Annotated in this window: 18 protein-coding genes; 17 read left to right on the top strand and 1 reads right to left on the bottom strand. The window is 46.0% G+C overall.

The features are described from left to right. Positions 1-24 precede the first annotated feature (24 nt). The 7 genes from C558_RS0113900 to C558_RS0113870 all read left to right on the top strand — a co-directional run bounded on the left by C558_RS0113900 (position 25) and on the right by C558_RS0113870 (position 8,139). Complete coding sequence (locus C558_RS0113900; RefSeq protein ID WP_018756890.1) at positions 25-1,014, top strand: ABC transporter permease; 990 nt, start codon at positions 25-27, stop codon at positions 1,012-1,014. Between the two features lie 28 nt (positions 1,015-1,042). Then, a complete protein-coding gene (locus C558_RS0113895; protein WP_018756889.1) occupies positions 1,043-1,942 on the top strand; it encodes a carbohydrate ABC transporter permease in 900 nt (299 codons plus the stop codon). Between the two features lie 226 nt (positions 1,943-2,168). Then, the gene (locus tag C558_RS0113890; RefSeq protein ID WP_018756888.1) at positions 2,169-3,758 is read left to right on the top strand and encodes an ABC transporter substrate-binding protein; all 1,590 of its coding nucleotides are present in this window, start codon (positions 2,169-2,171) and stop codon (positions 3,756-3,758) included. Between the two features lie 226 nt (positions 3,759-3,984). Beyond that, complete coding sequence (locus tag C558_RS0113885) at positions 3,985-5,568, top strand: spore germination protein (protein ID WP_018756887.1); 1,584 nt, start codon at positions 3,985-3,987, stop codon at positions 5,566-5,568. Between the two features lie 26 nt (positions 5,569-5,594). Beyond that, positions 5,595-6,788 carry a Ger(x)C family spore germination protein gene (locus C558_RS0113880; protein ID WP_018756886.1) on the top strand — a complete coding sequence of 398 codons (1,194 nt, stop codon included), beginning with the start codon at positions 5,595-5,597 and terminating at the stop codon, positions 6,786-6,788. 7 nt (positions 6,789-6,795) lie between these two features. After that, positions 6,796-7,029, top strand: coding sequence for a hypothetical protein (locus C558_RS0113875; RefSeq protein ID WP_018756885.1), 234 nt, complete (start codon positions 6,796-6,798; stop codon positions 7,027-7,029). Between the two features lie 12 nt (positions 7,030-7,041). After that, complete coding sequence (locus tag C558_RS0113870) at positions 7,042-8,139, top strand: GerAB/ArcD/ProY family transporter (protein WP_018756884.1); 1,098 nt, start codon at positions 7,042-7,044, stop codon at positions 8,137-8,139. Between the two features lie 54 nt (positions 8,140-8,193). On the opposite strand, the gene C558_RS0113865 is transcribed toward C558_RS0113870, so the two are convergent. Beyond that, a complete protein-coding gene (locus tag C558_RS0113865; RefSeq protein ID WP_018756883.1) occupies positions 8,194-9,783 on the bottom strand; it encodes a PucR family transcriptional regulator in 1,590 nt (529 codons plus the stop codon). Between the two features lie 144 nt (positions 9,784-9,927). On the opposite strand from C558_RS0113865, the gene gabT reads away from it, so the two are divergent. From gabT to C558_RS0113815, 10 genes are all read left to right on the top strand, one after another. After that, complete coding sequence (gene gabT / locus C558_RS0113860; RefSeq protein ID WP_018756882.1) at positions 9,928-11,283, top strand: 4-aminobutyrate--2-oxoglutarate transaminase; 1,356 nt, start codon at positions 9,928-9,930, stop codon at positions 11,281-11,283. Positions 11,284-11,292: 9 nt separating this feature from the next. Next, positions 11,293-12,717 (top strand): aldehyde dehydrogenase family protein, encoded by a 1,425-nt coding sequence (locus tag C558_RS0113855; protein ID WP_026263911.1) that lies wholly within the window; start codon positions 11,293-11,295, stop codon positions 12,715-12,717. 114 nt (positions 12,718-12,831) lie between these two features. Continuing rightward, positions 12,832-13,971, top strand: a complete 1,140-nt coding sequence (locus C558_RS0113850) for a saccharopine dehydrogenase family protein (protein ID WP_018756880.1) — start codon at positions 12,832-12,834, stop codon at positions 13,969-13,971. Positions 13,972-14,011: 40 nt separating this feature from the next. Continuing rightward, positions 14,012-15,625, top strand: a complete 1,614-nt coding sequence (locus C558_RS0113845; RefSeq protein WP_018756879.1) for an amidohydrolase — start codon at positions 14,012-14,014, stop codon at positions 15,623-15,625. 20 nt (positions 15,626-15,645) lie between these two features. After that, the gene (locus C558_RS0113840) at positions 15,646-16,746 is read left to right on the top strand and encodes an ABC transporter ATP-binding protein (RefSeq protein ID WP_018756878.1); all 1,101 of its coding nucleotides are present in this window, start codon (positions 15,646-15,648) and stop codon (positions 16,744-16,746) included. Between the two features lie 30 nt (positions 16,747-16,776). Then, positions 16,777-17,676 (top strand): ABC transporter permease, encoded by a 900-nt coding sequence (locus C558_RS0113835; protein ID WP_018756877.1) that lies wholly within the window; start codon positions 16,777-16,779, stop codon positions 17,674-17,676. A 3-nt stretch (positions 17,677-17,679) separates the two neighbouring features. Next, positions 17,680-18,462 carry an ABC transporter permease gene (locus tag C558_RS0113830; protein ID WP_018756876.1) on the top strand — a complete coding sequence of 261 codons (783 nt, stop codon included), beginning with the start codon at positions 17,680-17,682 and terminating at the stop codon, positions 18,460-18,462. Positions 18,463-18,493: 31 nt separating this feature from the next. Continuing rightward, complete coding sequence (locus tag C558_RS0113825; protein WP_018756875.1) at positions 18,494-19,552, top strand: ABC transporter substrate-binding protein; 1,059 nt, start codon at positions 18,494-18,496, stop codon at positions 19,550-19,552. Positions 19,553-19,577: 25 nt separating this feature from the next. Further along, on the top strand, positions 19,578-21,008 hold the full coding sequence (locus tag C558_RS0113820; RefSeq protein ID WP_018756874.1) for a gamma-aminobutyraldehyde dehydrogenase: 1,431 nt from the start codon (positions 19,578-19,580) through the stop codon (positions 21,006-21,008). Positions 21,009-21,064: 56 nt separating this feature from the next. Beyond that, positions 21,065-22,639 (top strand): flavin monoamine oxidase family protein, encoded by a 1,575-nt coding sequence (locus C558_RS0113815; RefSeq protein ID WP_245583793.1) that lies wholly within the window; start codon positions 21,065-21,067, stop codon positions 22,637-22,639. Positions 22,640-23,138: the final 499 nt, after the last annotated feature.

Raw genomic sequence — 23,138 nt, 5'->3', positions numbered from 1 at the left:
GATTAGGAAAGAAGGAGTGGGTATATGAATAACAACATGTCGGCTATCCCAGCTGCACAGAAAGGAGTCAAAAGGACCGGACTCCTAAACAGGGGCATTTTTTTGCAAGAAATGGTCAAGCGTTGGCCGTTCTATCTTATGCTTCTGCCGGGACTACTCTATATCTTCATATTTAATTACTTGCCAATGTTCGGAGCGGTCATCGCATTCAAGGATTATAATCCCGTGAAAGGGGTATGGGGGAGCGAATGGATCGGTTTTAAAAATTTCGAGTTTTTCTTCAAATCCGATGCGGCTTGGCGGGTCACCTTCAATACGATCTTCTATAACCTCATTATTCTGGTACTAATGACCGCCATCTCCGTCTTGTTCGCCATCCTCTTGCAAGAAACGGGCAGCAAAATACGGACAGGCATTTATAAAAGCGTGATGCTTCTGCCGTTTTTTCTGTCTTGGGTCGTGGGGGAGTATCTTGTATACGCGCTGCTCAACCCAGATCAGGGTCTCGTCAACGGCATTCGTACCTCCTTCGGACTCGATCCGATCAACTGGTACAGTGAACCGGTCTATTGGCGGTTTATTATGCCGCTAGCTTATTTGCTCAAGCAAGTCGGATATACTTCGGTTATCTATGTAGCGGCGATTACAGGCATCTCGTCGGATTATTATGAAGCTGCGGAAATCGACGGTGCTAGCAAGTGGCAGAAGGCTAAGTACATTACCATACCGCTCTTAATGCCGGTCGTCTTCATTATGGTGCTTCTGTCGCTCGGGAAAATTTTCAACGGCGGGCTTGGGGATTGGGGTGCGTTCTACAATCTTCCTCGGGAATCGGGTATCTTATTCTCGACCACCGACGTCATTGATACGTATGTGTTCCGGTCGCTGCGCACCGTGAACGATATCGGGATGTCTTCCGCCGTAGGCTTGTATCAAGCGGTTGTAGGATTGATTCTGGTACTGATATCCAACTATCTGGTCAAAAAATATGATTCCGACAGTTCATTATTCTAATCTGGCTATATGAGGGAAGTGTGCGAAGGTGAGAACGTTGAAGTTGAAACGTGAAGGCGTATTTTCTAAGCTCTTGATCAATTTAATGTTCATCGTTTACAGTGCGATGTGCCTTATTCCTGTGTTGTTGGTGCTGTCCATCTCATTAACGAATGAGAAATCGCTGCTCACCGAAGGCTATCATTTGATTCCGAAGGAATTCAGTCTTATTGGTTATCAGTATGCATTCTCCGGTACGACATCCATCTTGAACGCATATAAGATAACGATTCTCGTAACGGCAGTCGGGTCCATTCTTCATTTGCTTGTGACCTCCATGATGTCTTATGCCATTTCCAGAAATGAAGTGAGGTACAGAAATCAGGTTGCGTTTCTCGTATTCTTCACGATTCTGTTTAACGGAGGACTGGCACCTTACTATATTCTCGTGACCAAATACCTTCATCTGAAGGATTCGCTGCTTATATTGATTATCGTGCTGCTCGTATCCCCCGTACATGTGCTCATCATGCGCAACTTCTTTAAGGCGTTGCCTGATTCCATCATTGAATCGGCCCGGATCGACGGCTCGGGGGAGTTCATGACTTTTTTCAGGATTGTACTGCCTTTGTCTACACCCGTGCTTGCGACGATCGGATTATTCATATCCATCGCCTACTGGAATGATTGGTTTACCAGTGCATTGTTCATCGAGAACAATAAATTGTATACACTCCAATACCTGCTTCAGTCCTTAATGACGAATATCCAGTACTTGATGAGCAATGAACAGGCATCCAAAGCCATTGAGAAGTCGATCGGCATGCTGCCGGGCGAAAGTGCCAGAATGGCGGCCACCATGCTGTCCATCGGGCCAATCATCTTGATGTATCCCGTTCTGCAGCGTTATTTCGTCAAAGGGCTTACGCTTGGCGCCGTTAAAGCCTAGAAATCCTATTTTTCAAGAAAAGTATCCTTTTTAAAGAACCGGAATTCGCGATTTATTAGAGGAAAATACATTTTTTCTTGTATACGCCAGGTTCTTGGTCTACTACGATGAAAACGCATCCCGAGACTGAAACGCTAAATAAACCGGGGGGAGTGACGTCGATCTAAGGCAGTAGAAAAAGAGATTGTTTTTGATTGATTAAAAAAGAATAAATAGGAGGACTCATATGCAACCATTTAAAAAACGTATTCCTTCCGTCATTGCCGGCTTACTCGTACTATCCCTTACAATCGTCGGATGCGGAACCAGCAGTGAACCGGAGAAGAACCCTAAAGTCGCAGAGAACCAAACGACGAAGGAGTCAGAGAAGAAGACGGAGGAGCCGGTCGAATTAACGTTCTATATTGCCAATTCCCCGGTAAAAGACATGGATCGCATCCTGGAAGCGGCCAACAAGATCATCAAGGAAAAGATTAACGCCACCTTGAAGCTGGTTGTTACGGATTGGAGCGCATATCCACAAAAAATGAACCTCATGATTTCATCGGGCGAATCATTTGACCTTGCATTTTCCGGAAGCTTTGGTGAGCTCAACTATTTCCAGAATGCATCCAAAGGCGCTTACCTCGACATCACTGATCTGCTCGACAAGTATGCTCCTGTATCGAAGTCAAGAGTACCGGAGAGCATCTGGCAGGGCGTGAAGGTCAACGGCAAAATTTACGGATCGATTAACTATCAGGTCTGGGGCATGGCGGGAGCGAAAGGGGTGCAGCTGCGCAAGGACTTCGTCGACAAGTATCATTTCGATTGGAAATCGGCTAAGACATGGAATGACCTGACGCCGTTCTTGGATGCCGTGAAAAAGGGCGAACCGGGTATCATTCCTTGGGAATACAGCAATCAGGCCGACAACTTCGCGGATATGCCGATTCTCTATGGCATGGATTCGGTGGGAGACAATAAGATTCCAGGATGGATCCGGGTTAACGACAAGGACATCAAGGTGTTCAACCAGTATGAAACCCAGGAGTACAAGGATTACTTAAAAACGTTCAGAAATTGGTATGTGAATGGTTACATCAAGAAAGATGCTGCAACGATGAAGGATTATCTCCCGGACCGAAAAGCGAAGCGTATTGCAGCGCTGTATGCGAACCCGTATCCCGACCTAGTCGACATGCCTGAGCTGGGGGTTCAATCTTTTATGTCCCATGCGCCGGCAGAGGATAAAGTATACAGTGTTTCGAAACGGTTTACCGAGCCGTTTATCCCAGCGAATAGCCCTTCAACTGCAGTCGTTGTCGTCGGTGCGAACTCGAAGCATCCGGAGAAGGCCGTTGAATTGATCGAATTGTTGAATACCGATGATGCGTTATTCCATCTGATTGCATTTGGTGAAGAAGGCAAAGATTACAAGAAGATTGGTGACAAACAAATTGAAATGATCAAGGATATGTACAATTTCAATTGGAGCGAATGGGAGATCGGGCAGTCCTACGGCAGAATGCTGTGGGATCAGAATGCCAATGTAGAAACGCAGGAGAAGATGCTTAAGATGATTTATGAGGCTGACAAAACGGCTACGGTATCCCCTGTCATGGGCTTCGTATTTAATTCGGAGACGGTGAAGACCCAAATCGCCAATGTCGATGCGACATTGAAGGAATATCTATATACGCTTGATTCCGGTTCGGTGGATCCGGACAAATACTATGCGGAATTCCTAGATAAGCTGAAGAAAGCCGGAGCTGATGACATCATCGCCGAGAAGCAGAAGCAGATCGACGAATGGAGAGCTGCTAACGGCAAGTAATTTGCAATCATAGTGCTAGTTTTGAATGCCCCCTCAAACAGGTGATCGTAGAACATGTTGAGGGGGCTTTCTTTACAATAACCGTAAACCGTCCGGACCGAATTAGGTCCGGACGGTTTTTTCTCATTGGGTTGCTTCGATGCGGTGAAGTGGTCTTCCTTCAGGTTTATGAAGGCATGGAATAGGTAACAATTGATCCATAGCATTGAAAATCGAGGGATTGTTAATGGAACATAACAATAAGACTAACGGAGATACACAAGAAGACTCCCATAACACGGTATCGAAATCGGATGCCGAGGAACCTATTTCAGCCAATCTGCAACAAAATATTGATAAGGTGAAACAAGCGCTAGGAAATAGTAATGACATCATCCTCAGAGAAATACGGATTGGGAAAATTGGCAATCTCAAAGCAGCTATTTTCTACACGGACGGGTTAACCGGAACGCAAGCGCTTGCCGATTACGTCATGGAATCATTGTTAATGGATATGAAAAACACCGAATTGGATCAAATGATCTCCTTCGGCCAAGATGTATTAAATGTCCTAAAAGAACGCGCCCTCACCTTTGGTGGAGTGACAGAAGTCCTCAACTATGAAATGTTATACACTTCCTTATTATCCGGAGACGCCATCCTGTTATTTGAAGGGCATTGCAAAGGGTTTTCCATCGGGGTAAGGCTATGGAATCAACGAAGTGTTACAGAGCCAGCGACAGAGACGATCGTTCGTGGTCCGCGCGAGAGCTTTACGGAATCGATTCGGACAAATACGGCCTTGATTCGACGTAAGATAAAAGATCGTAATCTTTGGCTGGAGACGAGAACGATAGGACGAGTTACCAAAACCGATGTATCGATCATGTATATTCATGGGATTGCGAATGACAACACCGTGGAAGAAGTACGTAAGAGACTGGATCGGATTGATATTGATGGCATACTGGAAAGCGGTTATATCGAGGAATTAATACAAGATGAGACGTTTACACCGTTCCCTACGATATATAATACGGAACGGCCGGATGTCGTTGCAGCTGATTTGCTGGAGGGACGGGTAGCAATTCTGGTGGATGGAACACCATTCGTTCTTACGGCTCCTACCACATTCATTCAATTCTTCCAGGCGGCTGAAGATTATTATCAACGTGCGGATGTCAGCAGCTTGCTGCGAGCGCTTCGTTTCTTCAGCTTCTTTATTTCGCTTGTCGGGACGTCCTTGTATATTGCGATTACCACGTTTCACCAAGAGATGTTACCGACTGCTTTATTAATTAATTTGGCGGCTCAACGCGAAGGTGTTCCCTTTCCAGCGATTATTGAGGCGCTGATGATGGAGACAGCACTTGAAATATTACGGGAAGCTAGCATAAGAATGCCACGAGCTGTTGGTCAAGCGGTATCCATTCTAGGTACACTCGTCATTGGAACGGCAGCCGTAGAGGCAGGCATCGCATCGGCAGCCATGGTTATTGTCATATCTATCACAGCGATTTCCAGTTTCATTTTTCCTGCGCCCAATATGTCGATTTCTGTCCGATTAATTCGGTTTCCTATTCTGATTCTGGCAGCTTCTTTCGGTTTATTCGGGATGATTATTGGATTTATTGCGCTGGTGCTACACTTGTGCAGCTTACGCTCTTTCGGCGTACCTTATACAAGTTCTCTGGCACCATTCATTCTGGAAGATCAGAAGGATACGATTTTTAGACTGCCCCGTCGGAGAATGAAAACCCGCCCGCGCCTTATTAGCCAGAAGGACGTAACTCGTAATCAACCATCCCCTGCCCCTAAACCCCGAATTTAGCAAGCGGCTGATGAAAGGAGTATACAATGGTACGAAAGCGGCTTATGATCGTGCTTTTCTGCATCCAATTCATTGTAACGGGTTGTTGGAACCGGAGGGAACTGAATGATCTAGCGATTGCAGTGGGAATGGGCATTGATAAACAGGGTGAACAATTTAAGGTTTCCGTGCAGGTTGTTGTTCCGGCTGAAATTGCGGCGAAAAAAAGCCGAGGCGCGTCCCCAGTTATCCTGTATAGTGGTGTTGGAGATAGCGTGTTTGAAGCAATCCGCAAGATGACAACGGAAAGTCCCAGAAAAATATATATTTCTCACCTTCGTATTCTTGTTCTTGGTGAAGCTTTGGCCAGAGAAGGAATCGCTAAATCATTGGATTTCCTGGCGAGAGACAATGAAGCACGATCTGATTTTTACATTGCCGTGTCTAAGGAGTCAAAGGCCGAAGACATACTAAAGGTCTTGACGGCACTGGATGACATCCCAGCGAATATGCTTTTTACTGCTCTCGAAACATCGCAGAAAGCATGGGCACCGACGCTGTCTGTCACATTAGATGAATTGATAGCTGATTTAACGAGTGAAGGCAAGAACCCCGTATTGGCCGGAATCACCGTTCATGGGAACCCGGAAGAGGGCAGCGCCAACAATAGTGTGCAGAAGGTCGATACCCCAGTACGCTTGCAATATACGACTTTAGCTGTCTTTAGAAAAGACAAGCTGATCGGATGGCTAAATGAGAAGGAAAGTAAAGGGTATAACTATATTCGTGATAAGGTAAAAAGTACCGCAGCTGTGATTCCCTGTCCAAGTGGAGGCAAAGCAACATTAGAGATCATTCGTACCAAAACCAAAGTAAAAGGCAGGATCATTCAAGGGAAACCCCGTATTGATATTAACCTCCGTAGTGAAGTCAATGTTGATGAAGTCGGATGCCAGATTGATTTAACGAAGACAAAAACCATTTCCCAATTGGAGAGTTTAGGGGAAGAAACGATGAAGAAACTGATTCATGAGGCTGTACATACCGTGCAGCAAAAATATAAAGTTGATATTTTTGGGTTCGGAGAAGTGATTCGACGCTCTAATCCCAAAGCATGGAAAAAAATGAAACAGGACTGGGATCAGTATTTCACGAACTTAGATGTGAATGTGAAGGCTGATACTTCGATTCGACAGATAGGTACGGTAGGCAACTCATTCTTGGAAAGAATAAAGGAGTAGAACGATCATGTGGGCGGTCGCAGGAATTCTTGCCATAGCGATAGTTATTATTCTCATCGAAGTCCCCCGGCTATTACAAAGAAAAATGCATAAAGAGTTATGGGTATTCTTCACTCTGCTAGCAGCGGGAACCGGACTAAGTATTGCATTGGAGCTTCACTGGAATATCCCAAGTCCGCTCTACTTAATGATTGCAATATACAAGCCGATCAGCACCCTCATTTATGGTCTCTTGAAGTAGAAGGAGGAAAACATGCTGGAGAACGGAAAGATATCCTTACGACAATTTGCCATCTTGGTCACACTATTTACGGTCGGCGATGCGATCTTGGTGTTGCCGTCGGTCATGGCCTCACAGGCCAAAGAAGATGCATGGATCGCAGCCATCGTGGGTGAAGGATTCGGGCTGCTCGTCATTTTTTTATTTACGGCCGTAGCGAGACTCAACCCTGGGATGACCTTGGTGGAATACAATAAGAAAATACTGGGCACAACCTTGGGAACACTGTTGTCGCTGTTGTTCTTGGTCTATTTTCTAACTTGTGCGGCAGCAAATATTAGAGAAATCGGTGATTTTATGGCCACACAGAGCATGCCGGAGACGCCGAATCAAGCGATCTACATCATGTTTTTGTTTGTTGTCGTGATGGGTATAAGGCGTGGACTCGAAGTGATCGCTCGAGCAGGGGAGATGTTTTTCCCGGGATTCATCCTGTTCGTTATCCTGTTCATCCTGTTTCTATTGCCCCAAATACATCCAGAGAACATTCAACCCGTTCTTGCGGAGGGAATGAAACCGATCCTTAAGGGTGCCATGGCATCATCGACGTATTCTTCCGTGCAACTCGTTGCATTCCTTATGATTATACCTTATGTCAACCAGCCCAAGCATATATTGAAAAGCTTTATGTCCGGAACTTTTCTGGGCAGTATATTTTTGATTCTTTTAATTCTGCTAACGATTCTCGTGTTGGGGGTAGATGGAACGGCGAATAATACGTATCCAAGTTATGCGTTGGCCAAAAAAATTAATATTGGTAAGTTTCTGGAAAGGATTGAAGCGATTCTGGCTCTCATGTGGTTCGTCACGATCTTTTTTAAGATTACGATTTTCTTTTATAGCTTCATTCTAGGATTGAGTCAACTATTGAATCTCAAGGAGTATAAGGTGTTGGCCTTGCCTTCTGCAATGCTGCTCATGGTGTTTACTATCGTTTTAGCGCCAAACACCACTTTCTATCATAATGTGATTACATGGTACTGGCCATTTTTCGATGGCACTTTCAATGTGCTATTCCCTTTATTGTTGCTTAGCGTTTACGGACTTCGAAAGATGGTATTCAAACAATGAACGTTAATAGGATTCAGGAGCTGCGAGCGTACCGTTCCAGCTTCTTTTTTTTGGCTATTGATTCTCCAACGTGTTGAGTCGAACGGCTAATTGAAGATTGAACTGTGTTTCCGCTTCATTAAGATCAAGATCTCCTAATGATATGGCCCGATCTAATCGATAACGCAACGTTTTAGGATGGATTTTTAATTCGTCAGCCGTTTTTTTGAGCTGAAATCCTAATCGGGCGAAAGTTAATAGAGTACGGATCAGCACGTCGCCGTTTTTGCTTCTGTGAATCGGATCAAACAGTTTGCTAAGAAAGGATGAACGTGCATCTTGATCCCCCATTAATACCCTTGGAACCAGCAAGTCTTGATAACGGTGATGTTGCCCGAATTGGATATGTGGAAGGATTGAACTCACTTCCCTATACCCCTGACGTACGTTCCTAAACCCTCGATGAGGCAGACTCACGGCAAAAGATAGATTCGAGTCTTTCATCGACTTCCAGATCTGCTCGGATTGAACACGAGTTGGAAGTAAAAAAATGATTTGGTTCTGCGTCAGAGAGAGGACTGCCGGTATTTTTAGCTCTTGCATTTTCTGTTTGAGCTTGTCAGCTAACCGCTCACGCTTAACGATGCCTTCATGAGACAGAGGGACAGGGGCATCCATAACCAGTGTGCCAACGGAGTATACGCCTTCCGGTTCGAAGCCTAACAGTTCTGCTCGTCGTAAGATCTGGGGGGTTGTATTGAATTCACCTTCAAATAATGAATCAAGGAACGAATATCCTAGCTGGGCCTCGAGAGATGCAAGTGCCCGCTGTTGAGAAATATGCAGCGCCATGACGATGGATGCGGATTGTGCAGCGCGTAAGTCTTCTTCTCGAAGTGGCTGTTGCCCTTCGACGATCCACAAGAGACCGACTAGTTCCTTTTTGATCGAGATAGGGCACACGTAACGAGAATATAGATTCGAGTTGGGTGTGTCTTGAATTCTTATGGGTTGTGAACCGGAACGGAGAGACAAATGCTGTGCTTGTTCTTTGGAAAATGTGGAAATCTCATGAAGTAGTTGTTCGGTGTTCTCTGCTGTATTACCATCTTCTTGTAACGTATGTACGGCCATAAGATGGCCTTCCGGATGCTGAATGATGATCGTTCTTTCAATCAGTTGGCCTAAAGTATGAGCAATTTCCTGAAGATCCTTCGCTTCAAAAGCAATGCGCATAAGTTCCTGATGAATGAATCCAGATTGTTCCTGAAGCTTATATTGATAGGTCAGAATCGAACTGAGGATTTCTTCCGTAATGGTATTGAATTGAATTTCCCATGGGATTTCTAGGAGCGGGAAATGCAGCTCGTTGGCCACTGCGCATGCAGCTCGGGGTATTTTATCAATATATTGGGGTACGGCAAGTCCTAACCCGCTGAGGCCTCTCTTAGATAATTGGATAATAAGGTCACACAGCTTCTCTTCGTCTTGAGGCCATCCGTAACCTGTTGTCAGTAGAAAATCCCCTGCGTTCACCCAAGGTAACGGATTGGGCAAATCAACGATAGGTACCCATCGAATCATGCGGTCAAGACCTTCCGCTCCGGCTACGACTGTGGCCTGTTGGAGCGAAGGCAGCTTTAATGCCTGGACTAGCTTGATCATTCGCTCACTCCAATCCTTTATTATTTATCCCTAATTGATAATAAATATATTAAAACTTATCCCTATGCGCAATAGTATTCTTCCAGTTATAGGATTAAAATGTGAAGAAAGCGCTTTATATAAGGAGAAAAGGGGTATAGAAAGATGGAATTAACGAGGAAAATTAGTTCTGTTGTTTCACCGTTTCCGGGGAGCCGGACGCAGGAATTACTAGATAAGAGGCAAGCTCTCGTGCCAAGAGGCGTTGGCAACAATACTCCTATTTTTGTACAAAAGGCCGAAGGGTCATTGATATATGACGTGGATGGCAATGTATTCTTGGATTTTGCCGGGGCGATCGGAACAATGAATGTAGGCCATTGCCCGCCGGAGGTTGTAGACGCTGTACAGAAGCAGGCTGAGCAATATCTTCACACATGCTTTCATGTGGCTATGTATGAACCCTATCTTGCCCTCGCCGAGAAGCTAGCACAAATAACGCCAGGCAGCTTTCAGAAAAAAACCATCTTCTTGAACAGCGGAGCTGAAGCGGTAGAGAACGCCGTGAAAATTGCACGGAAATATACCGGGAAGCCGGGTATCGTCTCGTTTACAAGGGCATTTCATGGACGAACGCTGATGGGGATGTCGCTTACAAGCAAGGTGAAGCCTTATAAATTCCAAATGGGGCCGTTTGCCCCTGCGACCTACAAAGCCCCATACCCAAATCCAACAGCCCGTCCCGAAGGGATGTCGGAAAAAGAGTACGCGTTGTACTGTGTTAAACAGTTCGAAGATTTCCTCTATACGGAGGTTTCGCCGGAAGAATTGGCTGCCGTGATTATGGAGCCGGTGCAAGGTGAAGGCGGATTTATCGTACCGCCGAAGGAATTTGTGAAAGGTGTGTACGACATCTGTCAACGCAACAATATTTTGTTTATCGCGGATGAAATCCAAACCGGCTTCGGACGAACGGGTCACATGTTTGCCAGTACGCACTTTGACATTGAGCCTGATTTGATAACGATGTCCAAATCCATTGCCGCAGGATTGCCGATCAGCGCGGTAACGGGCCGAGCAGAAATAATGGATGCACCGTCACCAGGGGAAATCGGCGGCACCTATGGCGGCAGTCCGCTTGGTTGTGCGGCGGCTTTGGCCGTGATCGAGAAAATCGAACGTGAGGATCTTGTTGAAAGATCGCGTTCGATCGGAGATACGATTCGCGCTTGTATTATGGATTTGCAACAATCCATACCACTGATTGCCGATGTACGCGGACTAGGCGCGATGTGCGCCGTTGAATTCATTCATCCGGATAACAATGAGCCAGCTAAAGCGTATGTTGCTGAGGTACAAAAGGGCTGCTACGAGGCTGGGGTTATCTTGTTAAGCGCAGGAGTGCATGGAAATGTGATCCGCTTCCTGACGCCGCTTGTCATGACAGATGAGGAACTTGCAGAAGGACTTGAATTGATTAGAGAAGTCATGCTTCGGCAGTATGCGCTGTTGAGAAAGTAGGGGATGCTCGTGAAACGTAATTTATTCATTAATGGTCAATGGAAAGAAGCGGCTAAATACAATGCGCTTTATGCCCCTTTCTCTGGAGAAAGAATAGCTGATGTAGGCCATGCGAATGATGCGGATACGGAGGAGGCCATTCAAGCCGCAGTGGCCGCTGCCGATAAGATGGCCAGTCTATCAGCGTATCAACGTACGACAATTCTGAGCAAAGCGGCTGATATATTGGAAACGCGAAAAGAAGAGCTTGCTCGTCTACTTGCCTTAGAAGCGGCCAAACCGATAAAAACAGCAAGGGGAGAAATTGCCCGTACGATACAGACTTACCGGTTCGCAGCGATGGAAGCCAGTCGTATTCATGGTGAAACCGTCCCGCTGGATGCAGCACCAGGTGGAGAAGGGAGGATAGCTTTCACACTTCGCAAGCCGCTTGGTGTCGTAGCTGCGATTACCCCGTTTAATTTCCCGTTTAACTTAGTCGCGCATAAAGTCGGCCCTGCGATTGCTGCCGGTAATACAATCGTATTGAAACCGGCAGGTCAAACGCCACTTTCTTCGCTGGTACTGGCTGAAGTATTCCAAGAAGCGGGCCTTCCTGACGGCGCCTTGAATATTATACCGGGGCCGGGAGCAGTTGTCGGGGAAAAGCTGGTGCGCGATCCAAGAATTAAAGCTGTTACATTCACAGGCAGTCCGGCCGTTGGTATTGCGATGAAGAACAAAGCTGGTCTAAAGCGTGTAACGTTGGAGCTTGGCTCCAATTCGGCTTTGATCATTGACCATACCGTCGAAATTACCGATGAACTGATTGATCGCTGTGTGCTCGGAGCCTTTTCTTTTAGCGGGCAGGTCTGCATTTCCATCCAACGAATTTTGGTGCACGAGAGTACGTATGAGTGTTTTCTCAATCAATATAAGGCGAAGGTAGAGAAGTTGGTTATCGGCGACCCATTGAACGAGAGTACAGATATGTCCGCAATGATTCATGAAAAAGAAGTAACGCGTATGCAAGAATGGGTTGACAGCGCCGTGATGAGAGGTGCTCATGTCGTTACTGGTGGGACAGCGTTAAATTCACGGATCTTTCCGCCGACAATTTTGACGAATGTGGCTGCGGATGAGCCCGTATCCTGCGAGGAGGTATTCGGCCCAATTGTCATCGTTTCTTCGTTTTCCACACTGGAACAAGCGATTAACGAGGTGAACCATTCCCGCTTTGGGCTTCAGGCCGGTATTTATACCCATGACATCCATTCAGCGATGCATGCAGCGGAGAAGCTTGAAGTCGGAGGCGTTATGATTAATGATTTTCCGACGTTTCGAGTCGATAACATGCCTTATGGCGGCGTGAAAGAAAGCGGATTCGGACGTGAAGGCGTCCAATATGCTGTAGAAGAGATGACAGAGATGAAGCTAATCACGATCAAACTATAATAGGAAACACACACTTTGAACTCGTAATCTATTAAATTTTTCATATCAAACAGGAAAAATTGAACTGCGTTTAGAATATTCACTAATCGTATGCATGTAAAAGGGGGGCTTCAATTGAGTAAAGTTGTTGTACTAGGAGCGACAGGCACAATTGGTAAAGTTATCGTCAAAGATTTGGTCGCAACCGGCGTCGATGTCATCGCTTGTGATTTGGATCAAGCGAGACTGGACGAATTGGCTGCGTGGGTTGGTAAAGAGATTACGACCGCAACACTTAACATTAGAGATTTGGAAGCGGCGAAAGACGTATTGCGTCAAGGAAAAGTGTGTGTGAATGCTACGAATTATGTTTTTAATTTGGATGCAATGAAAGCGGCTTCATCGGTTGGCGTGAGCGTGCTCGATTTGGGCGGACTTTTCAAATATACGAATGAACAATTAAAATTGGATGCACAAATGAAGGAAGCGAACATCCTATCGATCACAGGGATGGGCTCAGATCCAGGCACTTCGAATGTATTTTGTCGTTATGGCGTTAACCTACTGGATACAGCGGAAGAAATTCATATCCGTTACGGTTCGAGTTCGTCAGGAACAACCTTTGCGTTTGCCGCGGATACGATCATTGATGAAGCAGTTAAAAATGCTATGGCCGTAAAAGATGGCGTACTGGTCGAAATTCCGCCTTTAGCGGATGAAGAGTTCACACATTTTCATGATGCATTAGGCATTCAAAAAACGTATTCCATTATTCATTCTGAGCTCGCCACATTGCCGACCAGCTTTCCGGAAGTAAGAGAAATTACATACAAAGATACATGGGATCCGGCGACGATTGAGAAAATCAAAATGCTGGAAGAGCTCGGACTTGTTGACACGAATGAATTGGAAGACGGGACTGTGCCACGCCGCCAGATTGTAGCGCTGCTGACCAAAGTGCTTGCGAGGAAAGAGAAGCCGGTGTGGGGAACAGATTCGCTGCTTGTTGAAATTAAGGGTAAGAAAAACGGAAACCAGACAACCGTAAGATTAGAGTTGCTGACCAGATATCAGGAGGAATGGGGCGTCAGTCCTACGCAATACGCAACGGCGATTCCGGCCTCCATCGTGGCCCAAATGCTCTTGAAGGGTGAAATTACGGAGAAAGGCGTCAAGCCGCCGGAGCTGTGCGTCGATCCTGAAACGTATATATCCTATCTGAAAAATAAAAACGTAGAACTTTATATCACAATTAGTGAAACAAAAAAACAATAGATCATCATTCTCTAACAGTAGCTATACGAGGAGGTAAGATATGTCATCTCTGAAACATGTTGAACATGCAGACATCTTGATCACAAGCAATGCCGTATTTACAGGTGTTGATCATTCGCCAAAGCCTGCATCAATCGCGATTCAAGGCAATAAGATTGTGGCGGTAGGTAATGAAGACGAATTGAAAGAACGCATTGGACCCCATACCCAAGTGTACCGTTACCAAGATAAACTTGTTATGCCAGGCTTTAATGATCTGCATCTTCATGTCGTTCCTGGATGTCTGATGGAAGACCATGTTAATCTGCTCGGTGCACGTTCTGAACATGAAGTCGTCGCCTTAGTGTCGGAATTTGCCAAAACAAGACCTGATGATTTTTGGGTTCAAGGTTATATGTGGTACCACACGAAGTGGGATGACCCTAAGCTGCCGCATCGCGCTTCACTGGATGCCGTCATTCCGGACCGCCCGGTCTTCTTATTCCATGCCTCCGGTCATACGGTGTGGGTGAATTCGAAGGCACTAGAGATCCTGGGCATTGACAAGAACACGCCGAATCCTCCGCATGGAGAGATTATGAAAGACGAGTTCGATGAGCCTACAGGAATTCTCTATGAAGCGGCAGCCAGTCTGGCTGCTAAACATGCGATGAATCTAACCGAGAATAGAAAAAGACCCGTGTTTAGAAGATTTCTCAATCAAGCGGCTGAGCTAGGTATTACCTCGCTGACGGACATTTTTAAAGTAACGGATTTGGAAATCAATGAGATTGAACTTTATGAAGAGTTTGAGCAGCAAGGGAAATTGACTTCGAGAATCCACTTTTTAATTGGTCTTGAAGCAGATTTGGAGAGAGCTAGACATTACCGTGACAAGTATCAATCGGGCATGCTTCGTTTTTCCGGCTTGAAAGAATTTCTGGACGGCGTCGTCACCACACATACAGCAAATCTTGTTGAGCCATACACGGACATTCCCGAATATTGCGGCCCACAGGTTCCCGAGAAAATGAGGGAGTATGTGCTCGCAGCGGACCAAGAAGGCTTTCGTATTCGGTTCCACGCGGTCGGAGACGGTGCTGTGCGTTATGCGCTGGATTTATTCGAAGAAGCGCAGCAGAGCAACGGAAGTCGAGATGCCAGACATACGATCGAGCATATCGAGGTTGTACACCCCGAAGATATTCCGCGCTTTAAGGAGCTGGGTGTGATTGCATCCATGCAGCCGGAGCATATGGAGCTGATCAACAAGAAGCACTACTTCTCCTGTATTGGCGAGCGGGAGCAGCATACGTTCGCGATCAGATCGCTGCTCGATGCCGGAGCGAAAGTGGTATTGAATACCGATTACCCCGTCGTATCGCTGAATCCGTTCCTGGAAATTTACCGTGCAACAACCAGGATTACAGGCGAAGGTGAGCTGTTTAATGGGGGAGAAGCGATCACGCTCACCGAGGCATTGAAAGCGTATACAACCACAGCGGCATACGGCATTTTTAGAGAAGATGAACTCGGGACGTTGGAAGAAGGAATGTTAGCCGATCTCATCGTCGTTGATTGCGATTTGTTCCAAGTGCCAGCAGAACGAATCAAGGATGCAAAGGTAGAACTCACCATCGTGGATGGTAAAATCATTTTCGAAAAGTTGACATAAAGGATTGGAGAGAACTTCCTATGACAGCCCATTTGGAGATCATAAGCGCACAAAAAAACTACAAAAACTTTAAGGCCGTGGATAACGTGCATTTATCCATCAACAAAGGCGAGTTCGTTACCATCCTGGGGCCGAGCGGATCTGGCAAAACGACGCTGCTCAAATTAATCGCAGGCTTTGAATCGTTAAATAACGGAGCGATATTGCTGGACGGTCAGGAAATCACCAAAAAGAAAGCCTATGACCGCAATATCGGGATGGTATTCCAAAACTATGCATTATTTCCGCATATGACGATCTTTGATAATATTGCTTATCCGCTCCAGCTGCGAAAAGTTCCGAAACAGGAAATCAAAGAACAGGTATACAAAGCGCTGCAAATGGTGCGGCTTGAAGGCTTTGATTCAAGATTTCCAAGTCAACTGAGCGGCGGTCAGCAGCAGCGGGTCGCGCTCGCCCGGGCGATTGTTTTCAATCCGCCTCTATTATTGCTGGATGAGCCGTTAGGTGCGCTTGATAAAAATTTACGTCAGCAGATGCAGTTTGAAATCAAGCATATTCAAGAAAAATTGGGGATCACCACGGTCAATGTCACGCATGATCAAGAAGAGGCGCTAACGATGTCGGATCGCATTTGCGTCATGAATCATGGGAGAGTTGAACAAATGGATACACCTGAAAGGTTATACAATTGTCCGCAGAGTAAATTCGTGTCTTCATTTATCGGCGAAATCAACTGGTTTCATGGTGAAATTATCCACTCGGAATCAGGCCTGTCGATCGTCAAGCTGTTGAACGGGCAAGTTGTTCGGATGAAAGCCGAGCAAACCCTCAAGGAGAATTCGGCGGTATTGATTGCCATCCGTCCTGAGAATATTCATGTCGTTCATGAAGGATCTGCATATACGCATAAATACCATGTGAAAGTGATGGGAAAAACGTATATCGGAGATTCTTTCCGGGTTGAGGCAATGACAGACACGAATGAACGAATAAGCATCAAGCTTCCTTATGCAGCCACCAAAGAAATGGCTGTGGGTGATCAACTCGAAGTTGGTTGGAATACCGCTGATGCATCTCTGATACCTGACGATGAAGCAAAGAACGATGCGGTTTCTTAGAAAATGAGGGGAGTAAGGTGAGCTCTGCATATGAATAACGCGCAAATGCAAATAACGGCTGTACCCTTGAAAAGAAAGAATCGAAGGTTATCGACGATCCCTGGCATGCATTGGCTGCTGTTTATCATACCAGCCTTATATATGCTGCTGTTGACCTTTATCCCGATCATCAAAATCATGAAATTAGGCGTGCACGACGGAGTAAATTATACATTCGAGTATCTCGTACAAGTATTTAATACACCGGTTTATTTAAAGGTCATCATCAATACGTTCAAAATATCCTTTATTGCGACTTTAGCGGCTTTATTGCTCGGATATCCGGTTGCCTATCTGCTCTATAAGATGCAGTCGGACAAATGGAGAAATATAACGATGTCTCTGATCATGATCCCTTTCTGGATCAGCGTGCTTATACGTACGTTTACGTGGATGGTCATGCTGCAGAATGAAGGGGTTATCAATAAAGTGCTGATGGGGCTCGGTTTGATCGATCAACCGCTTCAATTGCTCTATACTTCGACCGGCAACATCGTTGGTATGGTTCATTATTTATTTCCATACATGGTGCTGTGTATCTATTCCGTCATGAAAGGAATTGATAGTCGCTTGCTCCAAGCGGCTGAAGGTATGGGGGCAAGGCCTTGGAAAGCCTTCCGTGATGTTGTGTTTCCGCTATCCATGCCTGGCGTGATCGCAGGAGTGCTCATCTGTTTCGTATTCAGTCTCGGTTTTTTTATTACCGGCGTGCTCTTAGGCGGCCCGAAAGATAAAATGATTTCAAATCTAATTGCGAACTTTATCAACGTCACGTTGAATTGGCACCTGGCAGCGGCGTTGTCTATCATTCTCTTAGGTGCAACGATACTTTTGATTGCTGTCCCATTTCTAATTTTCAGGAAGCACCCTTCTTTGAAAGGGGTGATATAACATATGGGATTAAGGCTTTTGGTTATTTTCATTCTATTCGTGTTTCTGCTCCCCATTATTCTCATTATCCCGTTATCGTTTACATCTGTGGCGTATTTTCAAATTCCTCCGCCCGGCTATTCACTCGTTTGGTACGAAAAGGTCTTACAGGATCCCGTATGGATTCAAGTGTTTTCACGCAGCTTGTTCATTGGGGCTATAACAGCGATTGTGTCCCTTGTTGTAGGTACGATGGCAGCGGTCGCCTTTACTCGATTGAATTTTTGGGGTAAAAACATTTTCCTTCCGTTAATGCTGTCGCCGATGGTCGTTCCCACGGTTGTCGTCGCGATAGGACTCTATCATTTCTTCTCGCCATTTAAGCTCGCGGATACGTATACAGGAATGGTTCTATCCAACTCGGTTATCGCGATTCCGATTGTGTTCACGTTAGTCATCGCCAGCTTGAAGGGGGTAGATCGCAATTTAGAATTGGCTGCCATGGGACTGGGTTCCACGCCAATCGGTGCTTTTTTCAAGATTACCGTTCCTTTAATGAAAACAGGACTATTCTCAGGGGCGTTGTTCGCATTTTCGCTTGTTTTTGATGAACCTATCATTTCCCTGTTCATGTCTGGAGCCAACACCAAAACACTGCCAATCAAGTATTGGGAAAGCTTGCGTACGAGTATCGATCCGAGTATCGCTGTTGTATCGACTGTTTTGATTATCATGACCGTGGCTTTGTTCTTAATCCAGGGCTGGATCGGTTCGAATGCTGCGAAACGGAATGTTAGACAGGAGTAATGATAATTCATAGAAATCAGGGGGAGTTACAATGTTGAAAAAATTGTCGGTTATGGTTGCTGTCTTTGCCTTAACTGCTTCACTCATCGCATGCGGCAAAAATGAGGAAGGCGGATCCAGTCAAGAAAACCCGCAGAAGTTAACGATTGTCGACTGGGATGCAAACTCGGTAGGTTATCGGCAAGCCGCAGTCTATGACGCTTTTGAGAAGAAATATAATGTGAAAATAGTCATTGAAACCCCTCCGGATTATGGAAAACTGCAGGCGATGGTCGATAGCGGGAATGTCACGTGGGATGTTGTGAACGTGGATTCCTTCTACGGGAAATTAGCAGGTCAACAAGGTTTGTTCGAACCTTTAGACTACAACTTGATCAGTAAAGAAGGTTATAACGATCAGACGGCGACTGCTAATTTCATTGCTTCTGATTCTTTTGCTACCGTCTTGAGCTGGAATTCCGAAAAAATTGACGCTGCACATGCGCCGAAGACATGGGCGGATTTTTGGGACTTAAAGAAATTTCCAGGCGGACGCTCCGCTTATAAATTTCCGGCTCCAACGATTGAAATGGCGCTCCTTGCTGATGGTGTAACCCTAGACAAATTGTATCCGCTTGATGTAGATCGTGCGTTCAAGAAGTTAGATGAAATCAAGAGCGATTTCAAGACCTGGTGGACGAGTGGAGCGCAAGTACCGGAGCTGTTAACGAATGGAACAGCAGCTATCGCTACGGGCTATGACGGCGCGCTAACGGATCAGAAGAGGAAGGGAACGCCGATAGAATTCACCTATGAGAATGCATTCCGCTCCTACTTGGGGTGGGTGATTCCGAAAGGAACGAAAAATAAAGACCTTGCGATGAAATTTATCGCATTTGCAACTTCGCTGGATGTCCAAGTGGATTATGGTAAAAACGCCGATTATGCGCCTGCGAATCAAAAGGCGATTGATAAATTGTCCGATGCAGATAAAAAACGTCTTGGGGTCACACCTGAACTGCAAAAACAACAAATTGCGGCGGATGATTCTTACTGGATTGCAAATTTCGATAAAGTGCAAGTGCGCTTTGAACAATGGTTGTTAGAATAGCAAAGGATGAAGAGGAGAGCCGTATATGATGCTAAAAAAGCAAATTTTTATTAATGGGATTTTTGTAGACAGTCGCAGTGATCAATATGATTCCATCCTGAGCCCTGCAACCGGAGAAGTGATTGCACAAGCTCCTGCTTGCACGCCAGAAGATATCGATGCAGCCGTTCAGGCGGCAGGTGTCGCATTCAAGACGTGGAGACATACGACACCGGGCGAGAGAAGTACGGCTCTATTAAAGCTTGCTGACCGAATCGAGGCGCATGCAGAAGAATTGGCTGTCTTGGAAACGCAAAATGTTGGACTGCCAATTCAATTCTCGACACATCTGATCGAGTTCATCGTTGATAATATAAGATTTTTCGCAAGTGCTGCACGTATGCTGCAAGGGCCTGTTGCAGGCGAGTATATGGCACAGCATAACAGTATGCTGCGCCGAGAGCCGCTCGGTGTTATCGGTTCAATCGCCCCATGGAATTTTCCGCTAGCAATGGCCGTTTGGAAAATCGGTCCCGCGATCGCAGCCGGCAATACGGTTGTCCTTAAGCCATCCGAGCTTACACCATTAACGGCTTTGAAGCTTGCGGAATTGAGTGTTGGGATTTTGCCACCAGGCGTACTGAATATCGTTACGGGTCAAGGTACAGTGGCTGGAGCAGAGTTGGTACGTCATCCCGAGGTTAAAATGGCGGCGCTTACGGGAAGTGTGCGGGCAGGTAAATCAATTGCCAGGGAAGCGGCTGACTCGATGAAAAAATTGCATCTGGAGCTGGGCGGGAAGGCGCCGTTCATCGTATTCGACGATGCCAAGTTGGAGGATGCTGCTTTTTGGGCTATGGCAGGCGGGTTTTATAACAGTGGCCAAGACTGTACGGCAGCGACAAGAATCTACATTCAAGAATCCATCTACGAAGAATTTATTCACAAATTAATATCCTTTGTTGAAGGTACAGCCGTCGGCGACCCAATGCTGCCGGATACACTGGTAGGCCCCGTTATTTCCGAGGCGCATCTTCATAAAATCGATGAAATGGTACAGCGGGCTGTTAATTCGGGCTGTACGATCTTGACGGGAGGCAAGCGATTAGATCGGGCCGGGTTTTTCTACCAGCCTACGGTGATCGCTGGAGCACAGCAATCCGACGAGATCATTCAGGAAGAAGTGTTTGGTCCCGTCATTACCGTTACCCCGTTCAAAACCGATGATGAAGCCATCCAAATGGCGAATGATTGCAAGTACGGATTGGCATCCTCCGTCTGGACCAAAAATTTGGATCGTGCTATGCGTGCAAGCAGAGAACTTGAGTTCGGCGAGGTTTGGACGAATGCGCATCTGAGCCTTGTGAGTGAAATGCCGCACGGCGGACATAAGATGTCAGGGTATGGATCGGATTTATCCGTCTATGCGCTAGAAGAGTATACGCGTTTAAAACATGTCATGATGAAATTTGAATAGATGTTGAAAAAAACTTATTCAAACGGAGCGTGAAAACAATGTCAAAAACTCCTTTGATGCGCCAATTACAAACAGCAGCTAGCATTGCCGGGGAGGCATCCAAACGAGATGTCCCTGTAGAACAAGTCATAGAGGAACGCGTGCAACAGAAAATTTCTCGCAGAGAATTTCTACAGAAAGCGATGCTCGCATCAGCCGCATTGGCGGTTCCTCCAGTCGCGTTCAACCTGGGTACGAAAATCGTGAATGCAGCGACAGCTCCACGTGTTGCGATCGTCGGTGCCGGACTTGCTGGATTAACTGCTGCCTATCGTTTACAACAAGCGGGAATCAACGCGCAAGTATATGAAGCATCTTCACGCGTAGGGGGTCGCTGCTATACGGGAAGGAATGCCTTCAATGAGGGCCAAATCTATGAGCACGGCGGAGAATTAATCAATACGGACCATACGGATATTTTAAATCTAATTCAGGAACTCAATCTACAAGTGGACGATTTATATGCCTATGAAAATGGCGATTTCCGCATTGTTATGGATGGGGCTCTTGTTTCCATGGAGGAATTGTCCAAAATGTTTTTGGGCGTCTGGGAGCCTCTTCAAAGGGACCGAAGGGCTGCGGGCGATGTGACGTTATACAATAGCTATACGGCACGCGGTAAGCAATTAGATCAGATGTCCATTGTCAATTGGTTGCAAACGTATGTCCCGGGTGGCATGAATTCAATGTTATCAAGAACGGTAGATTTAGCTTACACGGCCAGCGCTGGTCTTGAAAGTTCTACGCTAAGCTCTCTGTCTATGATCTACGCGATGAGCACGTCGGATCGAGAGGAATTCTCTCCGTTTGGAACCGGAGGTGAAGAGCGATATCATATTCGTGGCGGCAATGATCAGGTTCCTAAACTCTTGGCGGATAAGCTGAATGGACAGATTTCGCTGTCATCGCCGCTCGAGAGCTTGAGAAAAAATAGCAATGGAACGTATTCGCTTTATTTTTCCGGAAAATTAAGCTGTGTAGAGGCGGATTATGTCATTCTCGCATTACCTGTCTCGACATTGCGAGATGTTGATTTAAGCCGTTCAGGCTTCAGAAGCTTGAAGCAAAAAGCAATTGCCGAGTTGGGTGTTGCTACGTGCTCTAAGCTAGCGCTGCAGTTTGAAGATCGCCACTGGGAATCGCTCGGCAGCAGCGGTGCGTTCGTATCGAACGCCTATCAGGATACCTGGGATACGACGAGAGGGCAAGCGGGGAAATCCGGTATTTTGGTTGATTTCACAGGAGGTGATATGGGCAATAGTTTTGGTTCGGGCAATGCCAATTCGTATGCGCAAAAATTCCTCAAATCTATTGAACCCGATCTACCTGGCATAAGCAAGAAATGGAATGGAAAAGCGACGCTGGATTATTGGCCAGGGTATCGGTGGACGAAAGGATCCTACTCCTGTTACAAAGTAGGGCAGTACACGAAGTACAGAGGTATTTTTGGTGAACCTGAGGGTCATTGTTTCTTTGCTGGCGAGTATACCTCACTTGAATTCCAACAGTTTTTAAATGGTGGAGTTGAGACAGGAAATCGCGCCGCAAAGGAAGTATTAAGCAGATTAAACATTGCATCGGCGCGCGCCTGAGCCTCATGCAGCAACAAAGGAATCGCCATTTACTTGTTTCGATAAGTAGACGGCGATTTTTTTATTAGAAAGGGGCGGGCTAACATGAACACGAAGCGAAAACATAAAATGCTGATGAGCAGACTGGACATCCATCTTCGAAAGACTGCGCGGCAGATGATTCAGTTCGATACGCTAGGTGAGACGCTGCACTATTTAATCGATTCGTTTCATTCCAAATTAGCATGTGATTACATGGCTATTATGACCATGGATGGATTGCAGCTTAAGATGAAGGCCCAAAAGGGAACTGCCGCTCGTTTTGAAACTTGTTTTCCGATCGCAGTGGATGCTTGTACACCGCGGATTTTCCAACAGTCGATGACTTCATTTGACGTATTGCAAGGGAAAGAGACGTGTCAATTATTATCCTGCGTGGATGAAGAACAATTTCAGACCTGGTTTGTGGAGAGCATCGTCGAGAGGGCTGGCAAAGGGACAGGCGCCACAGCAGCTGCTG

It is taken from the genome of Paenibacillus terrigena DSM 21567 (assembly GCF_000374845.1).
In the GTDB taxonomy this organism is placed as follows: domain Bacteria; phylum Bacillota; class Bacilli; order Paenibacillales; family Paenibacillaceae; genus Paenibacillus_K; species Paenibacillus_K terrigena.
Note: the sequence above shows the minus strand (reverse complement) of the source record. Positions and strands in the feature narration are given on the sequence as shown.